This window comes from Devosia sp. (assembly GCF_036676215.1).
Lineage (GTDB): Bacteria > Pseudomonadota > Alphaproteobacteria > Rhizobiales > Devosiaceae > Devosia.
On the sequence record NZ_JAKFDJ010000137.1, the window covers coordinates 1 to 10,619 of the forward strand.

Sequence of the window (10,619 nt, forward strand, 5' to 3'; positions counted from 1 at the left end):
CCCTATGACTCCGAGGCCGGCCGCGCCATTGCCGGCGCCGTCACCGCCATCATGACCGGCGTTTCCTATGCCACCTCGGCCGAAATGGCCAAGGAACTGGGCCCGTTCAAGGATTACAAGCGCAACGCCAAGCACATGCTGCGCGTCATCCGCAACCATCGCAACGCCGCCCACGGCAATGCCGAGGGCTACGAGAACCTCTCGATCAACCCGGTGCCGCTCGACCACGCCTCGCTGATCGACGCGAACCTCTCCGAACGCGCCAAGGTGGCGTGGGACAATGCCCTCGCCCTCGGCGAAAAGCATGGCTACCGCAATGCCCAGGTCTCGGTCATCGCCCCCACCGGCACGATCGGCCTGGTGATGGATTGCGACACCACCGGCATCGAGCCCGATTTCGCCCTGGTCAAGTTCAAGAAGCTGGCCGGTGGCGGCTACTTCAAGATCATCAACCGCGCCGTGCCTCCGGCTCTGCGCACCCTGGGCTATTCGGAATCCCAGATCGCCGAGATGGAGGCCTATGCGGTCGGCCACGGCAATCTCAACCAGGCCCCGGGCGTCAATCCGTCCACCCTGCGCACCAAGGGCTTCACCGACGAGAAGATCGCCGCGCTCAATGCCGCGACCGCCTCGGCCTTCGACATCAAGTTCATCTTCAACCAGTGGACCCTGGGCGTCGATTTCCTCAAGAGCCTCGGCGTCACCGATGAGCACCTGGCCGATTTCACCTTCGACCTGCTGAGCTTCCTCGGCTTTTCGAAGAAAGACATCGAAGCCGCCAATATCCATGTCTGCGGTGCCATGACGCTGGAAGGCGCGCCTCACCTCAAGGACGAGCACCTGCCCGTCTTTGATTGCGCCACCCCCTGCGGCAAGATCGGCAAGCGCTATCTCTCGGTCGAGAGCCACATCCTGATGATGGCAGCCGCCCAGCCCTTCATCTCGGGCGCCATCTCCAAGACCATCAACATGCCCAACGACGCCACCGTCGAGGAAGCCAAGGAAGCCTACATGCTGTCCTGGCGCCTGGCGCTCAAGGCCAATGCGCTCTATCGCGATGGCTCCAAGCTCTCCCAGCCGCTCAATTCCTCGGTCCTGGCCGCGGCCGATGACGACGAGGACGAAGACGCAATCGAAAACCTCGCCGCCATGACTGCCGATGCCCGCGTCCCGGCCATTGCCGAAAAGATCGTCGAGCGCATCATCGAGCGTGAAGTGGAAGTCCGTAGCCGCGAGAAGATGCCGGATCGCCGCAAGGGCTATACCCAGAAAGCCGTCGTCGGCGGCCACAAGGTATATCTGCATACCGGCGAATATGCCGATGGCCGCATCGGCGAGATCTTCATCGACATGCACAAGGAAGGCGCCGCCTTCCGCGCCATGATGAACAATTTCGCCATCGCCATCTCGATCGGCCTGCAATATGGCGTGCCGCTGGACGAATATGTGGAGGCCTTCACCTTCACCCGTTTCGAGCCCGCCGGCATGGTCATGGGCAATGACCGGATCAAGAACGCCACGTCGATCCTCGATTACGTGTTCCGGGAACTCGCCGTTTCCTATCTCGACCGGGATGACCTCGCCCATGTCAATCCGGACAGCCCGACTTCGCTCGGCAAGGGCGTCGCCGAAGACAAGGGTGCGCGCCTCCCTGCGTCAGCCCCTGCCCCGGTGCCCGCCGAGCGCTTTGTCTCCCGCGGCATGACCCGCGGCAAGGTCAGCAACAAGAGCCTGATGATCGTTTCTGGCGATCACCAGTTCAACCCTGTGCAGGCCATGCAGACCTCAACCGTGACGGCGCTCCGCTCCGCCACGGCCCTCAAGGTCGACACGCAACTCTCGCCCTCAGCCTTCCCGGCCGCCGAACTCAGCCCCATCCCCAGCCCGCCGCCCTCCAAGGACGCAGGGCTGCTCCGGGCCGAAGCCCAGATGAAGGGCTATACGGGTGATCAATGCACCGAGTGCCATAACTTTACGATGGTGCGGAACGGCACGTGCTTGAAATGCGATACGTGCGGGACGACAACCGGGTGTAGCTAAGCCCCGGTGCAACTAATCACTTCCAAAGGACGGTACACACCCGAGGTGCGTGCCGTCCTCGGTTCAGTGACCGAAAGCAACCTATACCACTCCAGCGTACCGACGCGGCACCCACTCGGCATATACAACATCTCGACCCACCTTTTACTTGGCAGGGTGAATAAGCTCGCGCGCCGAACGAGTACGATAATAGTTACTTCGCGCTCGATAAGGGATGCGGACATTGCCGACCTGTCCAACGAGCTGACGGAATCGGTCGAGCTTGCCTTGTATTCCGCGTCGGCTCACGTCGACGACATCGAGTCAATCGCACGATGTTTTTTTCGCTCTCAGCGGGATTTCAATAGTGCAGCGCCCGTGCGCCTACTCCGACGGGACCTTAAGCCCGTGAGAGATCGACTGACCGGCCTAACCAACCACATCAAGCACTCACATAATCGACTACGGCCATTCCTTTCAGAACTTCACACGCCTATTCGGACATTTGTCTTACCCGGCTTTTTTCTGGAGTACTCGGACGGCACGAAAGTAGGACCAAATCCAAATTTTCACCTTCCGGGATATCCGGTAATTTCGGCGTCGTACTTTTGTTGGGAGCTTCTGCTTTTCTTTCTGGAGTGCAGCGAAGCGCTGCAACGCTTCTTGGCCCACTTAGGGCACGAGATGCCTCAAGATGGCATAGCCCTCGACGGGATCATTGATTCCACATTGTTTGAGCTTGTGGGCTTGCCCCTCTATGTCTTCCACAGCGAAGCGGTGGGCCTCAAACTCTCTGGGCTGCAAGTTCTCTCCGAGTACATTCCCGAAAAGGACTCCAGCAGCTTGCACGGATCAGCGCTGGTGCCGTTTGAATTGATCACCTTGCAGAGCAGCAAGATGGGAGCGGCATCTATCTCCTATGAAGGCGACGGCGTAACTCGCTCCTTCCATATGAATTTTGCAGAAATGGCGACTTTGATACCCGTTTCCCTGGTGATGTTGCCGACAACCGCGTCACCCGGTCAGCGACCAAAAGGATCGTCGGAAACGATCCTGATTGTTGCAGGTCAACCGACAGCACAGGTTGCATAGCGCAGGGCAAACATGCAGGAAAAATCCCGACAACACTTTGGTCAGTTCGAAGTTGCCAATCAGAACCTATTTGGCGAGTTGACTTTAGATGGTCGCAGCACAAACCTTCGGCTGCACAGCCACGACTATATTAATCTACTTAAAGTAACCGATCGTTGCATTACCGGTGAGCTTCCAGATAGTACAAAGGTAACGCTCCTTCACTGCAATATACCGCCCGTTCCGGGGCGCCGATCTAGCCGGAATGACGTCTCTTTTTTTGCAGACATTTTTCCGCACCATGTCGTCCTTGGACGTGAACACCTAAATCCGGATCGTCCGGCAATATGGACGATCAACTGGCATCTTCCAGACCTCAGCAGCGTCTTTTACGACTTTGATGCTTTTGGTTCGAGCTCGCAGCCGGAAGATTTCATTGATGGCATCCTTAGAGAACGCGAGGAACTGACGGGCCGGAAGGTACGGCGCGGAGAGTATCCTGAGGTGCTCTACTTTTCCGGTCAGAGCGAGATTTTCGCGTGCCCCCTTGGGCGTAGTACGCTCTCAGTCTACCACAGCTATGAGCAGAGCATGGGGGGACCGGGTGGCGTCTGGTTGAAAAGCCAAACGCAGCTCTCCTTGCGCTTTGAGGGGGCGGTCACTTTTGATCACGCTATAGAACAGGTGCACCGCATTTCCGTGTTCTTAGGCGCAGTCATAGGACGTCCGCAAAATGTCGAGAACATATCCGTCTCGCCAAGTCAGGGCGATGAGCATTTTGGCCTTCAGGTCTTACCCAGCCTTCCCGTTCGATATGAAATCGAAACCAGCAGGATTACACCGGGCCCCCGCGATGTTCTGCTGGATGGCCTCGAACGCCCGGATGAGTTTGCCACCGTACTCAAGCACTGGTTCGAAACCCATGACGAAATGGCGGCCTCGCGAAATCGTTTCTGGGATTCCTTCAGAAAACAAAACTACTTCGACGCGGACCGCATAATCGCTGCGGCCAACCTTTTTGATACTATCCCGCAAGGGCTGTACCCCAAGAAGGTCGATCTATCGAACGATATTCAAGACGCGATTAAGAAGGCGACAGCACTGTTCAGGCCCCTTCCACAGACACAAGAGCGTGATTCTCTTCTGCAGGCATTGGGGCGAGCGTCACACCCAAGTCTCAAGTCGAAGGTCAAGTTCTGGGCGCACGAGATAATCGAGAAACACCATAGGGAATTCCCAAACCTAGAATTCGTTATTGATCGAGCCGTTAATTGCCGGAACTTCTTTGTCCATGGCGGGAAACCCGAGATAGATTATTCCGGAGACCAAGCGATCCACACGCTCAGCTTCCTCACACGCGCGCTGGAGTTATGCTATATTTTGCCTGAGTTTCTTAGGGCTGGATGGCAATGGACTAACACGGGGTATCACCCCTTCGGCGAATTTCAATTGGGCTATCATCACGATTTGGATCGGCTCAAGAAGGCTGTCGAAAGCAGCAAGGCCTAGCATAGTTGCCACCGCGTCATTCCGGCGAATGCCGGAATCCATCCTGAGATGAATGAACGTGCCGAGAGCCTGTAGCGACCCCAGGATGGACCCGGCCTACGCCGGGGTGACACCGTGAGTGGGGTGGGATCGGAGGCAGCCCCCTCACTCCTTCCCCTCCCGCACCACCTCCACCACCAGCGTCCCCGCCGGCAGTGGCCGCAGCAGCTCCGCCTCCGGTCGCATCAGGAACAGCCACGCCGCCCAGTCCTCCGGCTTGAGCACACAGACCTGCCGGTCATGCACCGGCGCGATGTCCGGCCCCGGCTCGGTGGTCAGCATGGTGAAGCTCAGCGCCCCGTCCTCGTCCTCGCTCCACAGGCCCGCAATGCCCATCACGGCGGAATCCTTGAGGGCAAAGCGGTGCTTGGTCTTGGGATATTTGCTGCCGGTGAATTCGAAGAACCCCGACAGCACCACGACGCAGCGCCGGCTGTCGGCGAAGTGGCGGCCGTCGGACTTGAAGTTGAAGATCGGGCCGGCCTTGGGCCGTGGCGGCGGAAAGCCAAAGCGCATCGACACCAGCTCGACGCCATTGCCCGCTGCCCGCAGCACCGGCCCTATATCGCCGATGCGGATGTCGTCGGCCGGCAGCAGCGCCGCGTCGTCGCCGGCCGCCAGCTCCAGCGCCGCGATGGCGCGGGCATAGTCGGCGCGGCTCACATGCTGTTCATAATCGTTGCACATGGCGCCAGCAGATCACGCCGGCCCGCGCCGTTCAACCGGCCTGCCCGGCACGGATCGACACGCCAATGCCGGCCCGGCGCAGCCTTCAACCGCCGTGTCCCTCTATCCCCGGGCGCGTAGCGGCCCGAAACCGGCACGCCATAAGGGCTGGAGCACTGCGCCACAAAACCTGTCCCCGCCCCAAAAACCTCCGGCATACTCTGCCCATCCCCGCCATTCACGCGGTGCCGACGAAGCAACGGGCGGGGGGACTGGCTGCATGGGGTCGCCCAGGCCGATGCGTGTATGCTGACCACCGGCTTCGCGCCGTCCCGCAGGGCAAATCTCTCCAGTGGAGAGATTTGAGGTTAGAAGGCCATGAGAGCTTCGCTCGAATGGCACGAACCCCCAGACGGAACGGAAGCGATAAAACCCGAAAGGGCGGCCGCTCGATGCGTGCGCAGGAATACCAGCTCGTGTGAAGCGGCTTTCGCCTCTTCAGACTACCAAACAGGGGGCGCAAGCCCTCGGGGCGAAAGCCGCTTCATACCGTGTCCCCGCAACGCCGCAAGGCCGGGCGTCGCTTCGGCACGTCCAGCACCCCGCAGCGGCGACCTATGTAGGCCCGGATGGCGTCGCTAAGCTGCCCGCCGCTACCCCTCCGGCGGCAAGAAGCTTCCCCCCAGGAGCAACACCCATGGCCATCCGCAATTACCTGATCAAAGGCATTTCCGGCGCCGGCAAGACCACGGTGGCCGAAGAGCTGGAGCGGCGCGGCTACCACGTCATCCACGGCGACCGGACCTTGGCCTATTATGGCGAGCCCCAGACCGGTGCGCCGCTCGATGGGCCGCCGCCCGACAGCGGAACCAACCTGATAGAATGGGGATATGCGCACTGGATCTGGCCTGTCGACGCGGTCAAATCCCTGCTCGCCGACCAGAGCCACAGCCACACCTTCTTCTGCGGTGACTCAAAGAACTTCCACCATTTCATCCACCTCTTCGACGCGGTCTTCGTGCTCGAGGTCGATGCCGACACGTTGAACCGGCGGCTGATCGCGCGGCCGGACGATGAGTTCGGCGGAAAACCCGCCGAACGGCAATTCGTCCTGCGCTATCATGCAGCGAAAGAAGATATCCCCAGCGGTGGCATCGTCATCGACGCCACTGCGCGGGTCGACCACGTCGTCGACGAGATCCTGCAAAAGTGCGGCTAGGACGCGCCAGCGCGCCTCCGGCCGTGGGTCAGTGCAGGATTTCCTCGTTTGGGGGCGGTGGCGGGGCGGATGGGTCCATCCCGTGCACTTCGATGAGAACCTTCTCGCGGAACCATCTGTCGAATGGGTCCTCAGAAGTCATCATTTTTTGCATGACCTCGCCGGGGTTCTTGGCCTCGATATAGACGACGGCAAAATCCCCGTTCGGCGTATGCTGCAGCCAGACTTCCTCTTTTTCCAGCCCAAGCTTCTTGCGCGAAGCCCGCATCTCGTCCTTGCGGCTGGTCGTCATTTCCTGGACGTATTGCTTCCACGCTGCGGCTTTCCCGGATTTGATGGGGGCCATAAACGCATAGTGTGACATGCCTTCCTCCGTTGTTCAGCAAGCTGCGGTGAGGAGCCGTCGTCGGTCGACCAAGGGCCTCACCGATATCAGATTACTCTCCTCCTCGATTGCGGAGGCATTGGGGCGAAAGCGGCATCACGACATGAGGCGCGCTCCCCAGAAGCTGGCACTCAGCCTCTTGGACCGACGCGGGAGGGATCAAGCTGCTGTGGCCGATCGGGCAGATTTAGGCTCGCCTGTCGTGGTGCGGTGCGCGCGATGACCTTGCCCCCCTTGATGACAGCAAGCCGCGTCGATTTCAGCCGAATGGCCTCGATAGCGTCGGCCGCCTGGAGCAGCACCATGTCAGCCTTGCGGCCCACTTCAATGCCATAGCCGTCAAGATGAAGAATGCTTGCGGGGCCTGTCGTAACTGCCTCAAAGCATTGCCGCATGGCGTCTCTGCTGGTCATCTGCGCCACGTGCAGCCCCATTGATGCCACTTCCAGCATGTCGGCCTGGCCCAGCGAATACCACGGGTCCATCATGCAATCCTGGCCGAAAGCGCCGGTAATGCCGTAGCTCAGCATTTCGGGGAAACGGTTCATGCCGCGGCGCTTGGGATAGGTGTCGTGGCGCCCCTGGATAACGATGTTGATATTGGGATTGGCAATGGCGGCGACGCCGGCCTCGGCCATCAGCGGCAGCAGCTTGGACACATAGTAATTGTCCATCGAATGCATCGAAGTGAGGTGCGAGCCGGCGACACGTCCGCCAAGGCCGAGCCGCTGGGTCTCGTAGGTCAGCGTCTCGATGTGGCGGCTCATCGGGTCGTCGGTCTCGTCGCAATGGAGATCGACGAGCAGGCCGCGCTTGGCGGCGATCTCGCAGAGCGCGGTCACGCTGGCGGCGCCATCGGCCATGGTGCGCTCGAAATGGGGAATGCCGCCGACCACGTCGACGCCCATGTCGAGGGCGCGGTCGAGCAATTCAACCGCGCCGGGATAGCGGTAGTAGCCATCCTGGGGAAAGGCGACGAGTTGCAGGTCGATATAGGGCGCCACCAGGCGCTTGACCTCGAGCAGCGCTTCGACGCCGAGCAGGCGGTCATCGCAGATATCGACATGCGTGCGGATGGCAAGCAGGCCCTGCGAGACGGCGAGATCGCAATAGGCCATGGCGCGGTCGATGACCGCCTCCTGCGTCAGCAGTGGTTTGAGCTCGCCCCAGATCTGGATGCCCTCCAGCAGGCGGCCGCTTTCGTTAAGGCGCGGCATGCCCAGGGAGAGTGTCGCGTCCATGTGAAAGTGGCAGTCCACGAAAGGCGGGGAGACGAGCTGTCCGGCCGCGTCGATCACTTCGCCGGCCTCGCCGCCAAGACCGGGTTCGATGGCGACGATGCGGCCGTCAGATATGGCGATATCAACGCCCGTGCGGCCGTCAGGAAGGGTGGCGTTGGTCAGCTTCAGGTCGAACACGCGTTACCTCGTCTAGTGTCGTTGGCCCTTGAACCAGGGCTGCAACAGTGCCCGCGGATAGTCGGCGCGTCGCGCGACCAGCACAAGCGCCACGATGGAAAGCAGATAGGGGAGCATCAGGAAGACCTGCCCCGGCACCACCTGCCCGATTTCCGCCTGCAGCCGGATCTGGAAGGCATCGAAGGCCCCAAACAGCAGCGCCCCCAGCAGCGCCTTGCTGGGTTGCCAGGAGGCAAAGACCACCAGTGCGATGCAGATCCAGCCGCGGCCATTGACCATGCCGAAGAAGAAGGCATCAAAGGCCGACATGGTGAGGAAGGCGCCGCCCAGCGCCATCAGCGCCGAGCCGGCGACAACGGCGCCGATGCGCAGGCCCTGCACGGAAAGGCCCTGCGCTTCGACCGAAGCCGGATTGTCGCCGACAGCGCGGATGGCGAGGCCGAGCGGGGTGCGATAGAGCACGAAGGCCACCAGCCCCACCAGGACGAGGGCCAGCATGGTCAGGGGCGTCTGCGAAAACAGTGCCGGACCGATGAAGGGCAGGTCCGACAGGCCGGGAATGGCGATCGGCTGGAACGGCGCGATGCGGGGCGGCGAGGTAACGTCCGGCAAAGCGGTGCGGTAGGTGAAGTAGCTGAGACTCGTGGCGAGCAGTGTGATGCCGATGCCCGAGACGTGCTGGGACAGCCCCAGCAGCACGGTCAGCACCGCATGGAGCAGGCCGAAGGTGGCACCGGTGAGCAACGCAACCAGTACCCCGCCCCAGAGGCCGGCGCCAAGATAGACGGCAAGCCAGCCGGCCATGGCGCCGGCGACGAAAATGCCTTCGATGCCCAGGTTGAGCACCCCTGCCCGCTCGCAGATCAGCGCGCCCAAGACGCCAAAGATCAGCGGCGTGGCGATGCGGATGGCGGCTGCCCAGAAGTTGGCGGAGCCGAAGATGTCGAGGAGGACGTCCATGGTCTATTCCCCCGCCCGGGCGGCGTCGGCCCGCTCGTAGCGGATGCGGAAGCGCAGGAAGAAACCGCCAACCAGGACGCAGAGCAGCGACAGGGCGACGACGAGATCGGCGAGATAGTTGGAGATGCCGGTGGCGCGGCTCATCGAGTCGGCGCCGACGAAGACAGCGGCAACAAAGATTGCCGCGAAGACGGTGCCAATAGGCGAAAGGCCGGCCAGCATGGCGACGACGATGCCGGAATAGCCAAAGCCTGGCGACAGGTCAGCGGAGAGGTAGCCCTTGACGCCGGACACCTCGCTGACGCCGGCCAGGCCCGCCAGGCCGCCGGAGATCAGGGCGACCTTGAGCATGGTGGCGTCGACTGGAATGCCGGCAAAGCGTGCGGCGGCACGATTCTCGCCGACGGCCTTGATCTCGAAGCCGAGCACGGTCTTGCGCACCATGATCCAGAGCAGGATGGAAGCGGCGAGGCCGATGATGAGGCCCCAATGCAGGCGCAGGCGCGGGATGAGCTTGGGCAATTTTGCCTCGGCCAGCAGCGGCACCGATTGCGGCCAGCCCATGGAAAGCGGATCCTTCAGCGGACCCTCGATCAGCATCTGCACGAAGAGGATGACGACGAAGTTGAGCAGCAGGGTGATGACCACCTCGTCGGCGCCGAAGCGCTGCTTGAGCATGGTGGGGATGACCATCATCAGGCCACCGGCGAGGAACCCGGCAATCATGATGGTCGGTATCATCAGCGCGGGCGGCATTTGCAGCAGGCCGCTGCCGACCAGAACGGCGGCCAGGGCACCGATATAGAGCTGACCCTCGGCGCCGATATTCCAGAGCTTGGCGCGGAAGGCGACGGCGGCGGCGAGGCCGGTGAGGACCAGCGGGGTGGCGCGGTTGAGCGTCTCGGAGAAGGCGAACATCGAGCCGAAGGCGCCCTGGACGATGAGACCATAGGCGCTGAGCGGCGAGCCGCCGGCGAAGAGAACGGGGACCGCCACCAGCAACAAAGCAGCCAAAGCGGCGCCGAGGGAGACCATGAGCTTGAGGGTGATCGATGCGTCCACGCGCGGTTCGAGACGGAAGCTCATGCTGCTTGCCCCGCCATGAGCAGGCCGACGGCGCCGCGGTCCAGTGCATCGGACGGGCCGGCATCGCTGACTTCACCGGCATGGACGACCAGGAAGCGATCGGCCAGAGCAAAGAGTTCGTCGAGGTCTTCCGAGATCACCAAGACGGCCGCGCCACGGTCACGGGCGGCGATGAGGCGGCGGTGGATTTCGGCCTGCGCGCCGACATCGAGGCCGCGCGTCGGCTGATTGGCGAGGATGACGCGCG

Annotated in this window: 9 protein-coding genes and 1 pseudogene; 4 read left to right on the plus strand and 6 right to left on the minus strand. The window is 61.8% G+C overall.

The window, feature by feature from the left end; translation table 11 throughout:
- The 3 genes from V6M52_RS12315 to V6M52_RS12325 form a co-directional block, all read left to right on the plus strand.
- Positions 1-2,040, plus strand: a 2,040-nt coding sequence (locus V6M52_RS12315; RefSeq protein ID WP_442881856.1) for a TSCPD domain-containing protein, incomplete at its 5' end; no start/stop codon positions are given.
- Positions 2,041-2,427: 387 nt separating this feature from the next.
- Complete coding sequence (locus tag V6M52_RS12320; protein WP_332701236.1) at positions 2,428-3,111, plus strand: hypothetical protein; 684 nt, start codon at positions 2,428-2,430, stop codon at positions 3,109-3,111.
- 12 nt (positions 3,112-3,123) lie between these two features.
- Entirely contained in the window at positions 3,124-4,599 is a 1,476-nt protein-coding gene (locus V6M52_RS12325; protein WP_332701237.1) for a HEPN domain-containing protein, read from the plus strand.
- 144 nt (positions 4,600-4,743) lie between these two features.
- Here V6M52_RS12325 and V6M52_RS12330 read toward each other — a convergent pair whose 3' ends face one another.
- Positions 4,744-5,325, minus strand: coding sequence for an SOS response-associated peptidase (locus V6M52_RS12330; protein WP_332701238.1), 582 nt, complete (start codon positions 5,323-5,325; stop codon positions 4,744-4,746).
- Positions 5,326-6,001: 676 nt separating this feature from the next.
- Between V6M52_RS12330 and V6M52_RS12335 the strand changes: the two genes are divergently transcribed.
- Positions 6,002-6,523 carry a nucleoside kinase gene (locus tag V6M52_RS12335; protein WP_332687448.1) on the plus strand — a complete coding sequence of 174 codons (522 nt, stop codon included), beginning with the start codon at positions 6,002-6,004 and terminating at the stop codon, positions 6,521-6,523.
- 28 nt (positions 6,524-6,551) lie between these two features.
- Here the strand turns inward: V6M52_RS12335 and V6M52_RS12340 are convergent, their stop codons facing one another.
- The 5 genes and pseudogenes from V6M52_RS12340 to V6M52_RS12360 form a co-directional block, all read right to left on the minus strand.
- A complete protein-coding gene (locus tag V6M52_RS12340) occupies positions 6,552-6,887 on the minus strand; it encodes a hypothetical protein (RefSeq protein WP_332701239.1) in 336 nt (111 codons plus the stop codon).
- Positions 6,888-7,039: 152 nt separating this feature from the next.
- On the minus strand, positions 7,040-8,326 hold the full coding sequence (locus V6M52_RS12345; protein ID WP_332701240.1) for an amidohydrolase family protein: 1,287 nt from the start codon (positions 8,324-8,326) through the stop codon (positions 7,040-7,042).
- Positions 8,327-8,338: 12 nt separating this feature from the next.
- Positions 8,339-9,286 carry an ABC transporter permease gene (locus V6M52_RS12350; RefSeq protein ID WP_332701241.1) on the minus strand — a complete coding sequence of 316 codons (948 nt, stop codon included), beginning with the start codon at positions 9,284-9,286 and terminating at the stop codon, positions 8,339-8,341.
- Positions 9,287-9,289: 3 nt separating this feature from the next.
- Positions 9,290-10,372, minus strand: a complete 1,083-nt coding sequence (locus V6M52_RS12355) for an ABC transporter permease (RefSeq protein ID WP_332701242.1) — start codon at positions 10,370-10,372, stop codon at positions 9,290-9,292.
- Positions 10,369-10,619, minus strand: a pseudogene (locus tag V6M52_RS12360) (ABC transporter ATP-binding protein); the annotation flags it as partial. The gene V6M52_RS12355 and the pseudogene V6M52_RS12360, both read right to left, overlap by 4 nt.

Bases quoted from the DNA above. Each gene is read 5' to 3' on its own strand.
- V6M52_RS12355 (WP_332701242.1), bottom strand. From the start codon at position 10,372: ATGAGCTTCCGTCTCGAACCGCGCGTGGACGCATCGATCACCCTCAAG.
- V6M52_RS12340 (WP_332701239.1), bottom strand. From the start codon at position 6,887: ATGTCACACTATGCGTTTATGGCCCCCATCAAATCCGGGAAAGCCGCA.
- V6M52_RS12335 (WP_332687448.1), top strand. From the start codon at position 6,002: ATGGCCATCCGCAATTACCTGATCAAAGGCATTTCCGGCGCCGGCAAG.
- V6M52_RS12350 (WP_332701241.1), bottom strand. From the start codon at position 9,286: ATGGACGTCCTCCTCGACATCTTCGGCTCCGCCAACTTCTGGGCAGCC.
- V6M52_RS12330 (WP_332701238.1), bottom strand. From the start codon at position 5,325: ATGTGCAACGATTATGAACAGCATGTGAGCCGCGCCGACTATGCCCGC.
- V6M52_RS12325 (WP_332701237.1), top strand. From the start codon at position 3,124: ATGCAGGAAAAATCCCGACAACACTTTGGTCAGTTCGAAGTTGCCAAT.